This is a genomic window from Rhodococcus sp. 06-1460-1B (genome assembly GCF_002258475.1).
GTDB lineage: Bacteria > Actinomycetota > Actinomycetes > Mycobacteriales > Mycobacteriaceae > Rhodococcoides > Rhodococcoides fascians.
The window spans coordinates 349,730-370,195 of record NZ_NOYS01000018.1 but is presented as its reverse complement, the minus strand read 5'-3'; the positions used below and the strand labels follow the sequence as shown (position 1 = coordinate 370,195).

17 protein-coding genes are annotated in these 20,466 nt (G+C 67.0%); 9 read left to right on the top strand and 8 right to left on the bottom strand.

Annotated elements, in window-relative coordinates; all coding sequences use genetic code 11:
* Positions 1-3 precede the first annotated feature (3 nt).
* Both CH268_RS07810 and CH268_RS07805 read left to right on the top strand, forming a co-directional pair.
* Positions 4-1,185 carry a uroporphyrinogen-III synthase gene (locus CH268_RS07810; protein ID WP_094663238.1) on the top strand — a complete coding sequence of 394 codons (1,182 nt, stop codon included), beginning with the start codon at positions 4-6 and terminating at the stop codon, positions 1,183-1,185.
* On the top strand, positions 1,182-1,916 hold the full coding sequence (locus tag CH268_RS07805; protein WP_080736610.1) for a sirohydrochlorin chelatase: 735 nt from the start codon (positions 1,182-1,184) through the stop codon (positions 1,914-1,916). Before CH268_RS07810 ends, CH268_RS07805 begins: the two co-directional genes overlap by 4 nt.
* On the opposite strand, the gene CH268_RS07800 is transcribed toward CH268_RS07805, so the two are convergent.
* Genes CH268_RS07800 through CH268_RS07775 form a run of 6 tightly spaced genes read right to left on the bottom strand, consistent with a single transcriptional unit; the run spans position 1,873 to position 6,757 of the window.
* Positions 1,873-3,654, bottom strand: a complete 1,782-nt coding sequence (locus tag CH268_RS07800; RefSeq protein WP_255182315.1) for an NTP transferase domain-containing protein — start codon at positions 3,652-3,654, stop codon at positions 1,873-1,875. The genes CH268_RS07805 and CH268_RS07800 overlap by 44 nt on opposite strands.
* A 13-nt stretch (positions 3,655-3,667) precedes the next feature.
* Entirely contained in the window at positions 3,668-4,114 is a 447-nt protein-coding gene (locus CH268_RS07795) for a PaaI family thioesterase (protein WP_228139195.1), read from the bottom strand.
* A complete protein-coding gene (locus CH268_RS07790; protein WP_027496546.1) occupies positions 4,111-4,452 on the bottom strand; it encodes an MGMT family protein in 342 nt (113 codons plus the stop codon). The genes CH268_RS07795 and CH268_RS07790 overlap by 4 nt, the downstream gene beginning before the upstream one ends.
* Positions 4,453-5,229, bottom strand: a complete 777-nt coding sequence (locus tag CH268_RS07785; RefSeq protein WP_094663234.1) for an alpha/beta fold hydrolase — start codon at positions 5,227-5,229, stop codon at positions 4,453-4,455. It lies immediately after the preceding gene.
* Positions 5,230-5,252: 23 nt separating this feature from the next.
* Positions 5,253-6,029, bottom strand: coding sequence for an ABC transporter permease (locus CH268_RS07780; RefSeq protein ID WP_094653066.1), 777 nt, complete (start codon positions 6,027-6,029; stop codon positions 5,253-5,255).
* Positions 6,026-6,757, bottom strand: coding sequence for an ABC transporter ATP-binding protein (locus CH268_RS07775; RefSeq protein ID WP_094663146.1), 732 nt, complete (start codon positions 6,755-6,757; stop codon positions 6,026-6,028). The genes CH268_RS07780 and CH268_RS07775 overlap by 4 nt, the downstream gene beginning before the upstream one ends.
* Positions 6,758-6,893: 136 nt before the next feature.
* Between CH268_RS07775 and CH268_RS07770 the strand changes: the two genes are divergently transcribed.
* Genes CH268_RS07770 through CH268_RS07755 form a run of 4 tightly spaced genes read left to right on the top strand, consistent with a single transcriptional unit; the run spans position 6,894 to position 15,442 of the window.
* A complete protein-coding gene (locus tag CH268_RS07770) occupies positions 6,894-8,015 on the top strand; it encodes a sensor histidine kinase (RefSeq protein WP_176457868.1) in 1,122 nt (373 codons plus the stop codon).
* Positions 8,012-8,656 carry a response regulator gene (locus CH268_RS07765; RefSeq protein WP_048320215.1) on the top strand — a complete coding sequence of 215 codons (645 nt, stop codon included), beginning with the start codon at positions 8,012-8,014 and terminating at the stop codon, positions 8,654-8,656. Before CH268_RS07770 ends, CH268_RS07765 begins: the two co-directional genes overlap by 4 nt.
* A gap of 55 nt (positions 8,657-8,711) precedes the next feature.
* Positions 8,712-12,038, top strand: coding sequence for an ATP-dependent helicase (locus tag CH268_RS07760; RefSeq protein ID WP_032390060.1), 3,327 nt, complete (start codon positions 8,712-8,714; stop codon positions 12,036-12,038).
* On the top strand, positions 12,035-15,442 hold the full coding sequence (locus CH268_RS07755; RefSeq protein WP_094663142.1) for an ATP-dependent helicase: 3,408 nt from the start codon (positions 12,035-12,037) through the stop codon (positions 15,440-15,442). Before CH268_RS07760 ends, CH268_RS07755 begins: the two co-directional genes overlap by 4 nt.
* Here the strand turns inward: CH268_RS07755 and CH268_RS07750 are convergent.
* Positions 15,405-15,791, bottom strand: a complete 387-nt coding sequence (locus tag CH268_RS07750; protein ID WP_027496549.1) for a DoxX family protein — start codon at positions 15,789-15,791, stop codon at positions 15,405-15,407. The two genes, CH268_RS07755 and CH268_RS07750, sit on opposite strands and share 38 nt — an antisense overlap.
* A gap of 139 nt (positions 15,792-15,930) precedes the next feature.
* On the opposite strand from CH268_RS07750, the gene CH268_RS07745 reads away from it, so the two are divergent.
* Complete coding sequence (locus tag CH268_RS07745; RefSeq protein WP_027496550.1) at positions 15,931-16,998, top strand: potassium channel family protein; 1,068 nt, start codon at positions 15,931-15,933, stop codon at positions 16,996-16,998.
* Positions 16,999-17,021: 23 nt separating this feature from the next.
* Entirely contained in the window at positions 17,022-17,924 is a 903-nt protein-coding gene (gene nudC, locus CH268_RS07740) for an NAD(+) diphosphatase (protein WP_032370929.1), read from the top strand.
* Between the two features lie 7 nt (positions 17,925-17,931).
* On the opposite strand, the gene CH268_RS07735 is transcribed toward nudC, so the two are convergent.
* A complete protein-coding gene (locus CH268_RS07735) occupies positions 17,932-18,201 on the bottom strand; it encodes a mycoredoxin (RefSeq protein WP_032366324.1) in 270 nt (89 codons plus the stop codon).
* 112 nt (positions 18,202-18,313) lie between these two features.
* Between CH268_RS07735 and CH268_RS07730 the strand changes: the two genes are divergently transcribed.
* Entirely contained in the window at positions 18,314-20,428 is a 2,115-nt protein-coding gene (locus CH268_RS07730) for an ATP-dependent DNA helicase UvrD2 (RefSeq protein ID WP_032372680.1), read from the top strand.
* The last annotated feature ends 38 nt before the right edge of the window (positions 20,429-20,466 follow it).

The following is a 20,466-nucleotide window of genomic DNA, read 5'->3' as shown; positions in this document are numbered from 1 at the left end:
GACATGCCTCTGGCCGGGTTCACCGTCGGGGTGACGGCGTCGCGTCGCGCCGAGGAGTTCGCGACCCTGCTCGAGCGGCGTGGGGCCAGCGTGATGCACGCGCCTGCGATCAGGATCATCCCGCTCGCCGACGACGCAGAGTTGGAACGCGTCACCGCGGCGATCATCGCTGCACCACCCGAGATCACCGTTGCCACCACGGGAATCGGTTTTCGTGGCTGGATCGAGGCCGCCGACGGTTGGGGGCGAGCCGAGGAACTCGGTCGTGCTCTCGGTGCGTCGCGACTGTTGGCGCGCGGTCCGAAGGCCACCGGTGCCATTCGCGCGGCGGATCTGCGCGAGGAATGGTCGCCTGCCTCCGAGTCGTCCGCCGAGGTGCTCGAACATCTGCTCGCCGAGGGCGTCGAGGGCAAACGCATAGCGGTACAACTGCACGGCGCGACCACCGAGTGGGAGCCGGTTCCGGACTTCTGCGAGGTACTGCGTTGCGCCGGAGCCGAAGTGGTGCCGGTGCCCGTCTACCGTTGGACGGCGCCCGACGACCAGAGTCCGATGGATCGCATGATCGAGTCGGTCGTCGTCGGTGATCTCGACGCCATCAGCTTCACCTCGGCACCGGCGGTCGCGTCGATGCTGATGCGTGCCGACGAGAACGGCGTACTCGAGCCTCTGCTGCAGTCGATGCGTACGCGGGTGCTTCCGGTGTGCGTGGGGCCGGTCACCGCCGCCCCGCTCGAACAGCTGTCGGTTGCCACCACTGCGCCTGCGCGTGCGCGCCTCGGTGCGCTCGCCCGTCACATCGCCGAGGAGCTGCCCAGGAGAACCGGTCGCCTGCACGCAGGCGGGCATGTGGTCAGTGTTCGGGGACGGTGTGTGGTGGTCGACGGGGAGGTGCGGCCCGTGTCCCCGGCCGGGATGGCGCTGATGAAGACGTTGAGTCGCAATCCGGGGCGCGTGGTCTCCCGTGAAGACCTGTTGGCCTCGTTGCCCGGAGGGGGTGGCGATACCCACGCGGTGGAGACCGCCATGACCCGACTCCGTTCCTCACTGGGGGCACCCAAGGCGATCCAGACCGTGGTCAAACGCGGCTACCGTATCGCGTTGGACTATATAGAGACCGAATCCGACTGCGATACAAACGAACCCACGGGGGCTGTTGCCGTGAGCGAGGGGAGTAAGTACTGATGGAACCCACCTTGGTGTTGGTCGCACACGGCACTCGAAACCCGCGCGGTGTGGAGATGGTCGCCGCGCTCGCCGACGCCGTCTCGAAGCAGATCGGTACTACGCGTGTCGCCTTCGTCGACGTGCTGGGACCGTCCCCATCCGAGGTACTGCGCGACACTCCGGAATCGGCGGTCGTCGTTCCGGCATTTCTGGCATCGGGTTATCACGTCCACACCGACGTGCCGCGCGAGATCACGGACAGTGCGCACTCGTCGGTCGCCGTCACCCGTGCCCTCGGGCCCGACCCGGTGCTCGCACGAGTGATGGTCGATCGGCTCCGGGACGCCGGCTGGCGAGCCGGCCAGAGCATCGTGCTCGCGGCCGCAGGATCGTCCGATCCTCGTGCGTTGCAGGAACATCGGATCGCGGCAGCCATGCTCGCGGACGCGGCTCGGACACCGGTGAAGATCGGATACGTGGCCACCAGTACGCCGACCGTCGCGCAGGCGGTGTCCGGACTGCGGGAAGCCGGGCACGATCGAGTGTTCGTGGCGAGCTATCTGCTGGCTCGTGGGCTCTTCCACAATCGGTTGGCCGACGTGGGAGCCGACGGCGTCGGTGCGCCGCTCGGGGTGCATCCGGCCATCGTCGATCTCGTCGTCGAGCGGTACCACGAGGGTGTTCGACTGCTGGCCGGTTCGGAATTCAGTACGGTAACGGAAGAATTGTCACCGGCTCGTCGTCGCTGACGTCGGCGGGTATCACGGCGAGCGCATCACGGCCGACGAGGTGCGCCAGATGAGCTGTCCTGACCTTGGTGTCGGCTCGCCAGCGGGTACCGTCGGCCACCACGGGAACGATTCGAGGGATCGGGGCTCGAACCTCGGATGCGTTGGACAACAACCCCGTTCGCGGTGAACGCGGACCGCGAGCGGTGAGCGCGTCGACGATCGCCGGTGCCGTCAGCAGCGCCGTGCTCACTGCCGCGAGCGGATTGCCGGGGAGGCCGAGTACAACCGTACCGTCGGGCAGGGTCGCGGTGATCTGGGATCCGCCGGGACGCACGCGCACTCGCCCGACCACGGTTTCGGCACCGAGGGCGGCGAGCGTGGAGCGTAGCTGATCGGCGGCGCCTCCTCCGGTGGCTCCGACCACGACCACGAGGTCGATGTTTTCGGTACTTCCCAAGAGGTCGGCGAACGCGGTCGCCGTGTCGTCGAGCAGCAGTGCGTCCACGACGGCGATTCCACAGTGCGCCAGATACTCCGGCAGCGCCGATCCGAGTACATCCCTGGTCTCCCCGGGTGCCAGCGGACCCGATACCCGAATCTCGTTTCCGCTGATGACAATTCGTGCGCGAACCGGTCCCCGCACATCGAGTTCGGTCACCTCCGCGCTCGCGGCGAGTGACCGAACAGCAGTGTCGATCGCGGTACCCGAGGCAACCAACTCCGTTCCGGGAAGCCAGTCCTCGCCGCGGCGACGCGTGTCGTCGGTCGACGTCGCCGTCGGTGCGCGTTCTACGACGCCGGCCGGTGTCGTGACCGCGTGTTCGTCGCGAACGACCGCAGTGGCACCGGGAGGAAGCGCTGCGCCGGTCGCAATGCGTACCGCGCTGCCGTCGGCGAGTCGCGCGATGCCGGACGTCCCGGCGTAGGCGATATCGGGCCTCAGCGTCCACGGAGAGGGTCCGCTCACGGCAAATCCGTCCATCGCGGAGATGTCGACCGCAGGCAGTGCTGTTGCTGCCACCAACGGTTGCGCGAGCACGGTCCCAGCCGTGTCCTGCAACGGAATTCGATGAACCGGGAGGGCGGCTACTCGCTGTCGAATTCGTTCGTGCGCGGCGTCGATGTCGAGTACGTCCTCCGATTTCGACGAGGCTGCGGCGCGCGCGGCGACCAGATCGGCAGGGGTGTCGCAGTCCTCGATATCGGCAACCGTGACGACGCGGTGCTCGTTCGGTACGAGTGCGCGCATCGGGGCACCCTCGACGGTATCGAGCGCCGCCATCGCCGAGCGCAGCGCGCTGTAGCGCCAGACTCCGAGCAGGAACTGGGTGCGACCGGTGGCGTCGGCCGCGAACACTGCGTCGGTCTCGACTCGGTGGAACTGATCGATCAGTGACTGCACCGCAGAAGCATTCAGCAGTGGTATGTCCGACGCTACGACTGCGACCAGATCGGCTGTCCCGTCGAGTGTTTCGAGTCCGGCGGCCAGAGCTGCCACCGGGCCGCCGCCGGCGGGGAACTCTCGGGTCTGCACAACCGAACCCGGTACTGCGTCGCGTGTGGGGCCCACCAGTACCGTTCGGCGACAGTCCGAGACGGCCGCCACTGCAATGTCGACCAGTCGTCGTCCGCCGACGGTGAGCGCGGGCTTGTCGACTTCTGCCGATGCGGTGCCGGCAAGGCCTGCCATTCGCGATCCGCGACCACCCGCGAGCACGATGGCGTCGCATATCGGCTCGGTCGACGAGCCGCTCACCGGTGCGATCCCATCACGTCGGCAGCGGCACGTTCTGCAGTCGAACCTGGCCGCGCGCGATGGTCTTACCGCTGTCGGTCGCGGTGATCGTGACCAGCCAGAGTTGCTGAACGCGGCCCTGCTGCAACGGTTCCGCGAGAACGTCCACCCGTCCGCCTTTGCTGGCGCGTAGGAAATCGGTTCCGTTGTGCACTCCGACCGCGAACTCGCCGCGATCCTTGACCGCCTCACTCGCACCGATGCTCGCGGCGCTCTCCACAGCGCTGGTGTAGACCCCACCGTGCACGACGCCCCAGGGCGTGAAATGTTCCTCGGTCAACTCGATGTGCCCCGCTACCCGCGTGCCCGAGACCTCGTCGATCACCAGGCCGGCCGCGGCGACGAAAGTGCTCGCCTTGGACAGGGCGAACTTCGCCGTAGGGCGTGGATCGAACTGCCCGAGCCGATCTCCGATGTTCATCCTTCGAGATTAGTGGTCGACGTCGGAGGCTGGGGGAGCGCCCCGAAGTCGAAGCGAACGGACTTCAGCGACACTCGCCCGTCGCGGATCTCGACACCTTCACCGCGCAGCGTCTCGAGTTGTCTCGTCGCCAGATGCGCCGCAGGCTTTCCGCTTGCACCCAGGACACGGTGCCACGGCAGATCGGCGGAGTCGGTCCGCATGATCCACCCGACGATGCGGGGGCTGGACAGGTCGGCCGCCGCCGCGATGTCCCCGTAGGTGGCAACGGAACCGACGGGAATCGACGCGACCAACGCGCGTACCCGCTCCACCTGCGCCTCGGTGATCGGAGCCATCTACAGCAGGGATCGCACCAGCTCGGCCACGTCGGCCGGCTTGGCCTGGCCGACCATGTGATCGCAGTCGAGTTCGACGGTGCGCAGGTTCTCGCCGAGCTTGTCTCGGAGCGCGGACACGAATTCTTCGGTCACGTAAGGAGGTTCGACGCGCATGGCCCGCACCACGATGGTCGGGACGCTCTCGGCGGGCACCACGATCGGACGAGCGAGCTCGCCCCACGTCGCAACGATGGCCGGAATCGACATTCGCCACGCGACCTTCCCGCCGTCGGCGGGGACCAGGTGATCGGCGACCTCGCGGTCGAGCAACTCGGTGGGCACGTCCGCCCAAGCCCCGTGAATCTTCTCCGAACGCGCCTCGTCGGCGTCGGTGTAATCGGGGGACTTCGCAGTGGCCTCGGCGACCTCGAGCAGCTCCTCCGGCGGCAAGGCAGTCGCAGGATCGAGCAGCACCAGCGCGCGCACCACCTCCGGGAACTGCTGTGCGAGATGCACGGCCAACGCGCCGCCGTACGAATGTCCGAGCACCACGACCGGACCGCGCGCATGGGCGTCGAGCACGGCCTTCAGTGCGGTGACCTGAGCGTCGATGTCCCACGGTGGAACGGACGGAGAACGGCCGTGGCCGATCAGATCGGGAGCCAGAACGCGGGCCTCGGGCAGGTGATTCTCGGCGAGGTCCCACCAACGGGCACCGTGACCGGTCACACCGTGAACGGCGAGGATTTCGGGACCGTCTGCGGGTCCGAACGTATGCAGATTCAACTCGGGCACGTGAACCACTATGCCGCATCTGCTCAGGACCAACGAAACAACCGGATTGCACACGCGGTTCCGACGACCACGGTGGCCCCCAGCCCGATCGGTCCGGCTATGTCGATCGGGGTTCCGGCCCAGGCAGACCCCAGCGCAGTAACGGTGGCACCGAAGGGAAGAAGCTCTCCGACGGCGATCAGCGGACCGGGCAGGTCTGCGACGGGGCCGAACAGTCCGCCGCCGGCACCGAGTATCAAGAACAGGGTGAGGCCGATCGCGACGGCAGAGTTCGCTGTGGGTGCGACGGCCGCCACCACGATCCCCAGCGAGTACATCGCCGCTGCACCCAGCACCAGAATTGCCGCAACCAGGATCGGGTTGTGCGGGGGAGTGATTCCGAACAGCAGGGCCGCAGTGGACAAAGCGATACCGATTCCGAGTGTCGCTTGCACTGCGCTGGTGATCACCTGCGCAGCCAGCACCTGCGTCGGCCCGATCGGTGTCGTCGACAGCCTCTTCAGCACGCCGGACTTCCGATAGAGCGCAAGAAAGCTCGGCATGTTCACGATTCCGATGACGGCGACGATCATGGTCAGGGCAAGCGGCAGGACGAACCGATCGAATGCTGTGATTGCGCCCGGCCCGACGATTTCGGCCGACGTACCGGATCCGTTCATTACCAGTACGAGAACCGGGAGGGCGATGGGGACGATCAGGCCGGCCGTGTCCCGGGTGACCATGCGCATTTCGGCCCCGACGAGTGCGCCGGTGGCGCGCAGGCCTGGACGAGGCGCAGCGTGGATGTCGCATGCGGTCATGCCGTCCTCCGTTCGGTCAGCGTCAGGAATGCGTCCTCGAGGGTGGCCCGGTGGTCGCCTCCGAGGCCGGCATCGGCGATCAGAGACTCCGGTGTGCCGGTGGCCGCGACGGCCCCTCGATCGAGGACGGTGATGCGATCGCACAGGCGGTGTACTTCGTCCATGTGATGGCTGACCAGCAGGATGGTGACACCGTCTGCGCGGAGGTCCTCGATCAGTCGCCACACGGTGCGTCGTGCATCCGGGTCGAGTCCGGTGGTGAGCTCGTCGAGCATGACAACCCGAGGGGAGCCGATCAGTGCGAGGACCACCGACAACCGCTGTTGCTGGCCTCCGGACAACCGCTCGTACCGCACCCGGCGGTGCTCGTGCAGGCCCACCGCGCGGACGAGAGCGTCTCGATCGGCGGGTCGACGGTAGAAGGAGGCGAACAGATCGACCAGTTCCTCAACGGTGAGCGCGGTGTGAAGGTCGTTGGACTGCAGCTGTACTCCCAGAACCGCGCGTACTCGATTGCGGTCGGTGAAGGGGTCGAGTCCCAGAACTCGCACGGCACCGGAGCTCGGCTTACGAAGGCCCGCAATGGTTTCGACCAGGGTCGTCTTACCGGCGCCGTTGCGCCCGAGCAGGCCGTGCGTCTCGCCTTCGCGGACCGAGAGGCTGACGCCTGCCACGGCGGTGCGCTCTCGATAACGCTGGGTGATACCTCGAACGTCTATCGCTGCCATCCGATGTTCCCTTCTCGATCGTGTCGATCTCGACGCTAGATCCGCCATGGCCTGCGCACAGGTGCCGATCGTCACCGAAGGGGATCGTGACTTTCGGCAGGGGCGTGCGGGTGGAGCGGGCGATAGGGTCGACAGAATGAGACGCCTCGGACCCGACGTTCTGGCCGGTGCGTTCGTGTCCGCGCTCGCGGTCGCGATGGGCGCTCTCGTCGTCTTCGATCGGTCGATCGCCGACGGTCTCTCGGTTCCGCGTTGGGCCTGGGCTGCGCTGTTCGCAGCCTTCCTGCTCGTGCAGACCGCGGGCATGTGGTGGGAAGACCGGCTGCCGGATCGTCTCGTCCGCGCGAGCTTCGCCACCCAGGTGATGCTGGCACCGGTTCTCGTGCTGACCGCCCCGACTGCAGGTTGGTTGCCCATTCTGTTGGTGTTCACCTCGACGTTCGCCGTGTATCGGGTGTCCGGCTCGTCGGTGGCGGTCATTGTTGCGGTCTACACCTGCTGTGTGGGGGTGTCGGTTGCGATTCGGGGTGGACGGATCTCGGAAATCGCGCTGATAATGTCGATCTACGGAGCGCTGCAGGTGGCCAGCGCGTTGTCGGTGACTGCACAGCTGCGACAGGCTCGGTTGCGCCGGGAACTTGTGGTCGCGCACGCCGAACTGCGCACCGCCAGTGCGTTGTTGAACGATTCCTCCCGTGCCGACGAGCGATTGCGCATCGCGCGCGAGCTGCACGATGTGCTCGGTCACCAGCTCACCGCACTGAGCCTCGAGCTCGAGGTGGCGTCCCATCAGGTCTCCGAGCCTGGGCGCGAGCATGTCGTTCGGGCCCGATCCATCGCACGTGACCTGCTCGGCGACGTTCGGTCGACCGTCGGCGAAGTGCGCAGCAGGACTCCGGTGCTGGGGGAGTCGCTCGATCGTCTGGTTGCGCAGCTGCCCGAACCGGTCGTGCATCTTACGGTCGACCCCGAGATCAGGGTCGACGAAGCTCGGGCGGTGGCGGTGGTCCGCTGCGTGCAGGAGATGATCACCAACACCATTCGCCATGCGAATGCCGATGAGATGTGGATCGAGTTACGCGCGGATTCGACCGGTGCGCTATCGGTCTCGGTGCGCGACGACGGCCGGGCGTCGGCCGACTTCGAGCCGGGGCACGGGCTGCAGGGAATCCGAGAGCGCATCGAAGGACTGGGCGGTACGGTCACCTTTTCGGTCGATCGCGGATTCACGGTCCACGCGACGGTGCCTGCCCCGTGATCACGGTCTTGATCGTCGACGACCACACTCTGGTTCGGCAGGGTATCCGCAGCCTGCTCGAACTGGATCCCGACATCGAGGTGACCGGTGAGGCGGACAACGGTGCCGCTGCGGTCGCGTCGATCGAACTCGATGCTCCAGATGTGGTGTTGCTCGATCTGCGCATGCCGCGCTTCGACGGCCTGTGGACGCTTCGGGTATTGCAGGACAGGGAAATACGGGTCCCGGTCTTGGTTCTGACGACGTTCGACGACGACGAGTTGGTACTCGGGGCGCTGCGTGCGGGTGCGAAGGGCTATCTGCTCAAGGACGTGACCTTCGAGCGGCTCGGTGGTGCCGTACGCGAACTCGCGGCCGGGCGAACCTTGGCGCAACCTGCCATCACAGAGAGACTGCTGGACGCTTTTCGGACCGGCAAGCACGGCCCGAGCGACGTCGTGATCGCCGAAACACTCACGGCCCGCGAGATCGACGTACTGCGCCTGGTGGCAAGTGGATACACCAATAGAGCAATAGCCGACGCGTTGCATCTGGCCGAGGGGACCGTGAAGAACCACGTGTCGTCGGCGATTCTCAAACTCGGGGCCAGAGATCGCACCAGCGCGGTTCTGCGTGCGCTGAGCGGCGGGTTGCTCGACTGATTTAGAACGCATTCTTGTCATGGCGCAATTGGGTGTGTCGGTGGTTCGTGATTGCATGTCCCGCATGAGCACGGACGGCAGACACGGCGCGACGGTCACCCTCGTCCGTGCACCCAGGGTGGCGCAGCCGCCCCGCCGGTGGACCGATTCCGCTGCCCGGTTGCTGGCGTGGACTCCCGATTCGGCGGCGGAGGCGGCTCAGGGCGCTCCTCGATGGAACCCCTGGCAGGTGCTCGGCGGGCCCGGCTCGGGAAAGACAGCGCTCGTGGCCGACTACGCAGTCTCCCGAATCGTGTCCGGCGATCCGGAATCGGTCCTGGTGCTCACTCAGTCGAAGCGCGCGTCCATCACGCTCCGCGAGCAGATCACCGCCGGTCTGTTCAGCGGCGATCACGCGCTGCGCGCCACGCGCGAACCGCTGGTACGTACGGTGCACTCCTATGCGTTCGCGGTACTCAGGTTGCAGGCCTCCCTCTACGGCAATCCGCCTCCTCGACTGCTGACCGGTGCCGAGCAGGACGCGGTGGTCCGCGAGATGCTGCGGGGCGACATCGAGGACGGCGCAACCGACTGGCCGGATCGATTGCGCCCGGCTCTCGGTACCGCAGGATTCGTCACCGCGGTGCGAGACATGATGCTCCGATCCGCAGAACGCGGAATCGGACCCGAGGATCTGGTCAAGCTGGGCCGCACGCACGGCCGACCCGAATGGATCGCCGTCGGCAAATTCGCGGCTCGATACGAACAAGCCATGTTGCTGCGCGGCGCAGTCGGCGTCGAAGCCGCAGGGGCCACGGCACCGGGCCTCGACGCGGCCGAGCTCATCGGCAGCGCACTGATGGCGTTCGCCACCGACCCGGATCTGCTGCGCAGTGAGCGCGCCCGCATCCGGCACCTCGTCGTCGACGATGCACAGCACCTCGATCCGCAAGCTGCGCAGTTGATTCGGTTGATCGGCACCGATACCGAATCGACCGTGATCGCCGGGGACCCCGATCAATCCGTCTTCACGTTCCGTGGAGCGGATCCCACGTTCGTGGCCGATCTGCTCGATGCGGACTCGCCTCGACGGGTGGTCCTGACGCGGAACTTTCGATCGGTGCCTGCAGTGGCGGAACTGACCGACATCGTGGCGGGGCGACTGCCCGGGCTCGGTCGGCACCGCAGTCCCGAGCCGGTGGCCACGGCTCGGTTCGGCGAGCCGGAGGCCCGGGTACACGTCGTGTCTTCGCCTGCCAAGGAAGCCGCGATCATCTCCGACGCCATGCGACGCGCGCACCTGATCGACGGAATGCCCTGGTCCGAGATGGCGATCGTCGTGCGGTCGGTCCCGCGTACCGTCGCGCCGCTGCGTCGCGCTCTGCACGCGGCCGGTGTCCCCATGATCACCCCGGCTTCGGAGTTGCCGTTGCATCGCCAGCACGGAGCGGTGGGCTTGCTGCTGGTGCTGCGGGCGATCTCCGACCCGTCGTTCGACGGAGAAGATGCGCTGGCTCTGCTGTCCGGCCCGATCGGGGGTGCCGATCCGGTAGGTCTGCGGCGGCTGCGCCGAGGTGTCCGCAGACTCGAACTGGCCTCGGGCGGCGAGCGCGATTCGGCCGAACTGCTCAGAGTCGTTCTCACCGGCGAGACGCGAGAGAAGTTCGGGTGGATCACTGGTCTGTCGGACGTGGAAGCGGCACCGCTGCGACGAGCACTGAGCGTCGTTCGTAAGGCGCGAGCGGTGGCTCGGGAGGGCCGCGGAGTCGAGGACGTGCTGTGGGCTGCGTGGCAGGCGTCCGGACTCGAGCGGCGTTGGGCCGCCGCGTCCGCGTGGGGTGGGTCCGCGGGTGCTCAGGCCGATCGAGACCTCGACGCGGTGGTCGCACTCTTCGACGCCGCGGCGGCCTACGTCGACAGGCTGCCGCGCGCGCAGCTGGGCGGATTCCTCGATTACATTGCGCAGCAACAGATTCCTACCTCGAGCTCGAATCGTTCGACTGCGCCGGCCGATGCGGTGACGCTGCTCAGCGCGCACTCGGCAGCCGGTCGCGAATGGGAACTGGTGGCGGTCGCCGGGGTTCAGGAGGGGCTGTGGCCGGGTCTGCGAGCGCGCGGCAGCCTCCTCGGAACCGACACGCTCGTCGATCTGGTGTCCGGCAAGGTCGACGCGGCTGCGGCCCTCGACGGACGACTGTCGAAAGCTGCACCGCTACTCGCCGAGGAACGCAAGCTCTTCCTCGTGGCGTGCAGTCGCGCGCGCTCCACTCTGCTCGTCACCGCCGTGGACTCGAGCACGGGCGATACCGATCTGGTCCGCTCCCGATTCGTCGACGAACTCCGGGGAGTCGACGGCGACGCAGATCCCGTCCCGCTGCCCGAAGGTTCCGAGCCGCCGACCCCGCACCGGGTGTTGGCATTACCGATGTTGGTCGCCGAGCTTCGCGGGGTCGTCTGTGATCCCGTTGTCGCCGAACACGATCCGGACAAGCGAGCGCGCGCCGCGCGGCACCTGGCCACACTCGCCGAGGCCGGCGTCCGAGGCGCACATCCCGACGAGTGGTTCGGAATTGCGGGCCTCAGCACCAGCGAGCCCCTGTGGCACCTCGGCGATGGGCCGGTCCCGCTCTCGCCATCGACGGTGGAACAGCTCACCACGTGCCCGCTGCGCTGGATGCTCGAACGTCACGGAGGAAACGACGGCACCAACACTCACGCCGTCACCGGAACCCTCGTGCACACTCTGGTGCAGGCGGTGGCAGGCCGGATTCCACCGGACCAGCTCAGGCGGGCACTCGAGACGGCGTGGGATGCAGTCGATCTCGGATCACAGTGGTTCTCGCGTCACGAGCTCGATCGAACCGGGGCGATGCTCGACACGTTCGAGAATTGGCTGCAGGGCACCCGAGGCGAGCTCACCGAGGCGGGCGTCGAGGTACAGGTCGACGGCATTCTGGCCGCCCGATCCGAGGACGAGCCTGCGGTCGCCCTGCGCGGCCGGATCGATCGGCTCGAACACGATCCGGACGGCCGCCCGGTCGTCATCGACGTCAAGACGGCCAAAACGGTGATGTCCAAGGAAGACGCGCGCAATCACCATCAATTGGCTACGTATCAGGTCGCCGCTGCCGCGGGCGCAATCGAGGGAGAGCCCGCGGGCGAACCCGGGGGTGCCCGGTTGGTGTTCGTGGCCAAACCGCACAACAAGGACGGCGCAACGCAGCGGATCCAGGAGGTGCCGACACCGGAGAAACTCGAGGAATGGCGAGACACCGTCCACCGGGCGGCCTCGGCGACGCAGGGTCCCGTCTTCGAAGCCAGAGTCAACGACGGGTGCAGACATTGCCCCGTCAAATCCAGTTGCCCGGCCCACGAGACAGGACGGCAGGTGACCGAGCAGTGACCGCCTCGGCGACGCGCAGCGCAACCGTGCGGGTCTCACCCGTCGAACTGTCCCGCGCCCTCGGGCAGAAGCACCCACCCACCGACGAGCAGGCGGCGGTGATCGCCGCCCCACCCGGTCCGACGCTCGTCGTGGCAGGCGCAGGGGCTGGGAAGACCGAGACGATGGCCGCGCGAGTGGTGTGGATGGTGGCCAACGGGTTCGTCGATCCGGATCAGGTACTCGGACTGACCTTCACCCGCAAGGCTGCGCAGCAACTGACGTCCCGAATCCGCGCTCGGCTGGCGCGGCTCGCCGGGTCGGATCTGGTGCGCGCGCTGGATCCGAGTCTGGCACTGCGCGAACGGATTCTCGCCGCCGAGCCGGAGGTGAGCACCTACCACTCGTATGCCGGGCGACTGCTCACCGAGCACGGCCTGTTGCTGCCCATCGAGCCCTCCGCGACGCTGCTGTCGGAGACCGAACTGTGGCAGCTCGCGCATCGTGTGGTCAGCACGTGGGACGGCGATCTCGACACCGACCGAAATCCCACGTCGGTGACCGAGGCGGTACTCGCCCTCTCCGGTCAGCTGGCCGAGCATCTGGTGGACCCCGACCAGCTGCGCGAGGCGCACGTGGAACTCGAGAAATTGGTGCACACACTCGGCCCCGGTCCGCGTCAACGTGGTGGGCCGACCAAGGAGCTGCTCAACATCCTCGATGCCCAACATCAACGAATCACGTTGCTGCCGTTGGTGGAACGACTCGCGCAGACGCTTCGGCACGAAGGGGCACTGGATTTCGGTTCGCAGATGTCGATGGCGGCGCGGGTCGCGGCCGAACATCGCGAAGTGGGAATCGCAGAGCGGCAACGCTTTCGGCTCGTTCTGCTCGACGAATACCAGGACACCGGTCATGCCCAGCGGGTGCTGCTGTCCTCACTGTTCGGATCCGGTAGCGATGCCACCCTGGCGCTGACAGCCGTGGGCGATCCGATGCAGTCGATCTACGGGTGGCGAGGGGCGTCGGCGGCGAACCTGCCGCGGTTCGCCACCGATTTCCCGCAGGCGGACGGCAGTCCGGCACCGCGGCTCGAACTCCTCACCAGCTGGCGCAACCCGCCCGAGGCACTCGCTCTCGCCAATCTGATCACCGACCCCCTGCGCCGCGTCGGTGTACCGGTGCCGACCCTGCGGGCCCGGCCGGGCGCGGTGCCCGGCGATGTACGGCTGGCCGTCACCGACACCGTCCTCGACGAACGGGAATGGATCGCCGACCGAATAGCCGAGCACTACCGCGACGCCCTCGAACTGGACCGGCCTCCGCCCAGTGCCGCGGTACTCGTGCGGCGCAACGCCGATGCCGAGCCGATCGCCGAGGTGCTGCGTAGCCGTGGCCTACCCGTCGAGGTGGTCGGGCTCGGCGGATTGCTGCATGTGCCGGAGGTCGCCGACATCACCGCGATGCTGCGTCTGGTGGCCGATCCGACTGCGGGCAGCTCGGCCATGCGCATCCTCACGGGCTCCCGATGGCAGATCGGGGCCGCCGATCTGCGGGCGCTCGCTCAGCGCGCCAAGGAGCTCGAGATTCGGGGCGGCTACGGCACCGCGGGCCGTGTCGACGACCCACAGGCGCTCGACGCCGCGCTCGGAAGTGCCCTGCCGGGGGAACAGTCGGAGCAGGCCGGTCTGGCCGACGCCATCGCCGATCCAGGTTCGGCCGAACGATATTCGGAGGCCGGGCACCGACGCATCACTGCGCTCGCCGGAGAACTACATCTGTTGCGCGACCGAATCGGGCAGCCGCTGACGGAACTGGTCGCCGACATCGAACGCATCATGGGCATCGGCGTCGAAGCGCAGGCGCGGACACCGTTCGGTGTCGATGGTGCAGTCGGGCGCGAGCATCTCGACGAATTCGCCCATGTGGTGGCCGATTACGCCGACAATCCAACGGCCACGGTCACCGGATTCCTGTCGTTCCTCGCGGCGGCAGAGACTGTCGAGGACGGGTTGGCTCCGGGCGAGGTCGAGGTCGCCCCGCATCGAGTACAGGTGCTGACGGTGCATTCGGCGAAGGGCCTCGAATGGGAGGTCGTGGCCGTACCGCACGTGGCGACCGGAGTGTTCCCGTCCTCGAACGCCTCGTCGACCTGGCTCGGGGCGATGGCCGAACTGCCGCCGTCCCTGCGCGGCGACCGCGCTCTCGACGGTGAAGGTTCCGAGGGGGTACCGGTACTCGAGCTCGAGGACCTCTACAACCGAAAGGACCTCGAGGACGCCGTCAAGCGGCACAAGGATGCACTCGCTCGGCGTCGGCTCGCGGAGGATCGTCGACTGTTCTACGTTGCACTCACCAGAACCGAACGGGTGCTGCTGGTCTCGGCGCATCAGTGGGACGAGACGTCCACGAAGCCTCGTGGCCCGTCCGAGTTTCTCGACGAGCTCCACCGGTACACCTCGACGGCCGAGGACGCCGTCGCGGTGGTCGAGCAGTGGGCACCGGCCCCCGAAGCCGGAGCCGTCAACCCGTTGGGGGCCGAGCCGCATACGGCATCCTGGCCGCGAGATCCGCTCGGGCCGCGGCGAGGCGCGATCGAGAGTGGTGCGGCCGACGTTCTGCGGGCCCTGGCCGACAGGGCCGGCTCCCACCATGATTCGGACGAAGACGAGGACGAGGACGACCCGGAGGAGTGGGGCTTCGACGTCCGGACCTTGCTGGCCGAGCGCTCGGCGCGGGCCGTTGCCGGGGTCGATGTCGCACTACCCGAGAACCTGTCGGTGACGCAGCTGGTCGACTTGGCGGCAGATCCGGATGCGCTCGCCTCGCGACTGCGCCGGCCACTTCCGTTTCCCCCGAATCCGTTGGCGCGCCGGGGAACAGCGTTTCACGCGTGGATCGAGCGCCGGTTCGGCGCGACCCGACTGCTCGATCTCGACGAACTGCCGGGCTCCGCCGATACCGGTGCTTCTGCCGATGTGGACCTGGACACTCTTCAGCGGGCGTTCGAGGCCTCCGATTGGGCTCTGCGCAGTCCGGTGGAGGTAGAGGTGCCGTTCGAGACGTCGGTGGCTGGAACAGTGCTGCGCGGTCGGATCGACGCGGTGTTCGCCGACCCGGACGGCGGCTGGACCGTCGTCGACTGGAAGACCGGAGCCGAACCGTCGGCGTCCGAGCAGCAGGCGGTGGCGATGCAGCTGGCGGCGTACCGGCTGGCGTGGGCGGAGTTGATGTCCGTCGGTCGTGCCGAGCCGGTACCGCTCGATCGCGTCCGTGCGGCGTTCCACTACGTCCGCAGCGGTCGTACCATCTCGCCCGACAAGCTGCCTGACGCAACAGCTTTGGCGGCGTTGCTCGAAGGTCGATCCGTCGTGGACGACGTCGGCACTACGGTGCCAGTCGACGAGCTTTCAGAGCCTCGGTGACCAGTGGGATCTGCAGGGGGAGACGAGCGATCATGGCGGCCTTCAAGGCCGGTGACGTCTTGGAGCTGCGTACGTACTTCCATGCGAGGTTGATGTTGGCGGGGAATACCGTGACGAACAGGCCCGCTGCCAACGCACCGCCCACTCGACGGGTGCGGGGTGCGGCCAACGTGGCAGCGACAGCGAGCTCGGCTACTCCCGATACCTGGGTGTACGTCCGCGCCGAACCTGGCAGGGCGGTCGGTACCTGCGCATCGAAGAATTGGGGAGTGACGAAATGGAGTACTCCGGCGCCGGCGAGCAATCCCGCGAGACGCAGCGCTGCGGCCTGACTCGGTCTCTGTGTCATGCACACACCGTGCCACACGGTGCTGCATCCGCCCATCCGGTCCGCTCGAAGCGGTCGGTTGTCGACGCAGAAGCGCGGCATGGGGTTACGCTGCGTGCCGTGAATGATCTCGACTTCGGTGAGCACCTCGGTGGGCGACGTGGGAGGTAGGTTGCGCACGCGCCTGGGGGACAGCGGCGCGTTGACCGACAAGCCCGATTTCGCGCTGGTAGGTGTGCTGCGGGTTCCGGAAATCGAATCCAGCCCGTGGAGCGCGATCTACAAGCGGGTTCTGATGGCGTTGGGAATTCTCTTTCTCGCGGCGTTCGTCGTCTACCTCGATCGCGACGGCTACAGCGACAATCAGAACGGCGAGCTGTCGTTCCTCGACGCGTTCTATTACGCGACGGTGTCGTTGTCGACCACCGGATACGGTGACATCGCGCCGATGAGTCCGTCTGCGCGGCTGGTCAACATTCTGGTCATCACCCCCTTACGAGTCCTGTTCCTCATTCTGTTGGTCGGCACCACGCTGTCGGTTCTCACCGAGCGGTCTCGACAGGCATTCAAAATTCAGCGATGGAGACGCAGCGTGCGCAATCACACCGTGGTCATCGGTTTCGGTACCAAGGGCCGAACCGCAGTCGACGCGATGCTCGGCGACGGAGTGTCGGCCTCGGACATCGTCGTGGTCGACACCGACCAGACCGTGCTCGACGCGGCCTCGGCGATGGGTCTGGTCACCGTCCACGGCTCGGCTACCAAGTCCGATGTGCTTCGGCTCACGGGCGCTCAACATGCCGCGGCCATCATCGTGGCGACCAATCGCGACGACACGGCGGTCCTGGTGACGCTGACGGCCAGGGAAATCGCTCCGAAGGCCAAGATCGTCGCCGCGATCCGAGAGGCCGAGAACACGCACCTGGTGCGCCAATCCGGCGCGGACTCGGTGGTCGTCTCGTCCGAGACGGCGGGTCGGCTGCTCGGAATTGCCACGTCCACACCGTCCGTCGTGGAGATGATCGAGGATCTTCTCACCCCGGAGGCAGGCTTCGCCGTCGCAGAGCGAGAGGTGGAGCGGGACGAGGTGGGCGGTTCACCGCGTCACCTGGCCGACATCGTGTTGGGAGTGGTTCGGGGCGGCAAGCTGTTCCGTGTGGGATCACCCGAGGTCGACGCGATCGAGGCAACCGACCGACTGCTGTACATCCGTCGCGTGGCCGACTGAGCAGGCCCAGTAGGGTCGTGAGCGTGCCGAATTTTCAGCTCGTCCATCCACCTCGACTGTCTCGATCACCGCTCGACCGGGCCGAGGAATTGCGCCGCGACACAGCGGCACTGGCCGCCGGTTGGTCCACGGCTCGCATACTCGACGTGGACGGTCGCGGCAGATTCGCAGTGGACGACGGTGGTCTGGTCTTCGTCGACGCCGCAGACGTGGCCACGGAACCGACCGAGGACGCGGTCTTCCTCGGAATTCATGGCGACCGGCACCTGTGGACCCGACGCGTCGAACTACTTCAGGGCACGCTGGGAGACCTGCGAACCGACGGCGAGCGCCTCGACAGTGTGTCGCTGTCGATGGTCACCGGGGCTCTGGCCATCCTCAATTGGCACGCCAGTGCGCGGTTCAGCTCGCTCGACGGCGCTCCGTCCGTTCCGTCGGCTGCAGGCTGGTCGCGGACCAGCACGTCCTCGGGTCACGAAGAGTTTCCGCGCACCGATCCTGCGGTGATCTGCCTGGTTCACGACGGCGCGAATCGAGTGCTGTTGGCGCGCGCACCGATGTGGCCCGAACGTCGGTTCTCGGTGTTGGCCGGATTCGTCGAGGCCGGCGAATCGCTGGAGACCTGTGTCGCGCGGGAGATCAAGGAAGAAGTGGGGCTGGACGTATCCGGCATCGAATATCTCGGCAGTCAGCCGTGGCCGTTTCCGCGTTCGGTGATGATCGGCTTCTCGGCCGTCGCCGACCCGGATCAGCCGCTCGCGTTCCAGGACGGCGAGATCGCCGAGGCGCACTGGTTCGAGCGGACCGAGGTCGTCGCCGCCCTCGAACTGGGCGACTGGGGATCGGAGTCGACGTCTCGATTGCTGCTTCCCGGATCCATCTCGATCGCTCGCGGGATGCTGGAGGCGTGGGCAGCGACGACCTGACGCCCGATCAGAGCGAGAGAGCGCGCTTGACCTCGGCGAGGCTGGGATTGGTTGCCGTCGATCCGTCCGCGAACTGCACGGTGGGCACGATGTGGTTTCCGTTGTTGACGCTGCCGACGAACTCGGCGGACTCGGGGTTCTGCTCGATGTCGATCTCGGAGTAGGCGATTCCCGCCTCGTCGAGCTGAGTCTTGAGCCGGCGGCAGTACCCGCACCAGGTGGTGGAGTAGACGGTCAGCGCGGCCGGGGTTTGTGGGGTGTTCTCGGTAGTGGTCACGGAGACAGTCAACAGCAGGGCGCAGGTGATTGTTCCGTGACGGCCGCCTCGGCGAGTCTCGGCGGCGTCGGGCCCGGACATCGCTGTCGGTAGGCACTGACACAATGGACCCATGGCTGACGACGCGATGACTGCCGGTCTCGATCCGGAGCAATCCGCGGCAGTGCTGGCCCCTCGCGGTCCGGTCTGTGTGCTCGCCGGGGCGGGAACGGGTAAGACCCGCACGATCACTCGACGCATCGCGCATCTCGTGTCCGCGGGGCACGTGTCCTCCGGCCAGGTATTGGCGGTCACCTTCACCGCGCGGGCGGCCGGTGAGATGCGCGGCCGTCTTCGAGAACTCGGCGTCGGGGGAGAGGGACCTCCGGTGCAGGCTCGTACCTTCCACGCTGCCGCGATGCGCCAGCTCAAATATTTCTGGCCACAGGTCGTCGGCGACACCGGGTGGCAGTTGCTCGACCGTAAGTTCACCGTGGTCTCGCAGGCGGCGAACCGGGCCGGCGTCTCCACCTCCACCGACGCCATCCGCGACCTCGCGGGCGAGATCGAGTGGGCGAAAGGCTCGTTGATCGCCCCCGAGGACTACCCGCGCATAGCGGCGAGCAACCGACGCGACGTGCCCATGGACGCAGCCAAGGTCGCTGCGGTGTACGCGGGATACGAAGAACTCAAATCTCGCGGCGGCGACGGCATGTTGCTCGACTTCGACGATCTGCTGCTGCACACCGCCGCGGCGCTCGAAGAGCACTCTTCGGTGGCCGACGAATTCCGCGAACGGTATCGCTGCTTCGTCGTCGACGAGTATCAGGACGTGACGCCGCTCCAACAGCGGGTTCTCGACGCCTGGGTGGGCGATCGTGACGACCTCACCGTCGTCGGGGATGCGAATCAGACGATCTACTCGTTCACCGGAGCGTCCCCTCGCTACCTGCTCGACTTCTCTCGCAAGTATCCCGAGGCCACCGTTGTCCGTCTCGAACGTGACTACCGATCGACACCGGAGGTCGTGTCGTTGGCCAATCGCGTGATCGGTGCCGCGCGGGGTCGCATTGCGGGCACTCGGCTGCAGCTGATCGGTCAGCGTGATTCCGGTCCGGAGCCGGAGTTCTTCGAATACGACGACGAGCCCGCCGAAGCGGACGGAGTGGCACGCGCGGTGAAGAGGTTGATCTCGAAAGGCGTCGAGCCTGCCGAGATCGCAATTCTGTACCGCATCAATGCGCAGTCCGAGGCGCACGAGCAGGCCCTGACCGAGCTGAAGATTCCCTATCAGGTTCGCGGCGGCGAGGGTTTCTTCACTCGACCCGAAGTGCGGCAGGGAGTCAATGCACTGCGCCAGGCTGCTGGCCGAGACGATCTACCCGACGGTTCTCGTTCCGGGGACGGCCTGACCGGTCTGGTTCGGGCCGTGCTGGCTCCACTGGGGTTGACCGCTACCGAGCCGACCGGTGCGCAGGCGCGGGAGAAGTGGGCCTCCCTGGGAGGTCTCGTGCAACTCACCGAGGAATTGTTGCTGCACGACCCCGAACTGACCCTCGACTCACTTCTCGGTGAACTCGCGGCTCGCGCCGAGGCGCGACATCCACCGACGGTGCAGGGCGTGACGCTGGCCTCGCTGCATGCGGCGAAGGGGCTCGAGTGGGATGCAGTGTTCATCGTCGGGCTTGCCGACGGAACGCTGCCGATATCTCACGCGATCGGCAACGATCCCAGTGCGAACAACGAGGCCGCCGTCGAGGAAGAGCGTCGCCTTCTCTACGTGGGTGTCACCCGGGCGCGGGTCCACCTGCACCTGTCGTGGGCCCTGGCCCGTAACGAGGGTGGGCGCAAGTCGCGTCGCCGCTCCCGATTCCTCGTCGGATTGGTGCCCGAGGATTCGCCCGCGTCGCGCATCGCGGCACCCGCGGCCAAGAGGTCGGGGCCCAAGTGCAGAATCTGCGGTAAGCCGTTGATCGGCACGTCGGCCACGATGCTCGGACGATGCGATAGCTGCCCGTCCAACGTGGACATCGCCCTGCTCGACGCGTTGAAGTCGTGGCGCTTGGACAAGTCTCGTGAACTCAAGGTGCCCGCATACGTCGTGTTCAGTGACAACACGTTGACTGCTATCGCCGAACAGCAACCGCAGGACGAGCGTGGGCTTGTTGCGATACCGGGAATCGGGGCCAAGAAGCTCGAGCGCTTCGGCGAGGACGTGCTCACGGTGGTGCGGTCCTCCGACCGGTAACCGTCCGTCGAACAGTTGCCGTAAAACTGCTGGTCAAA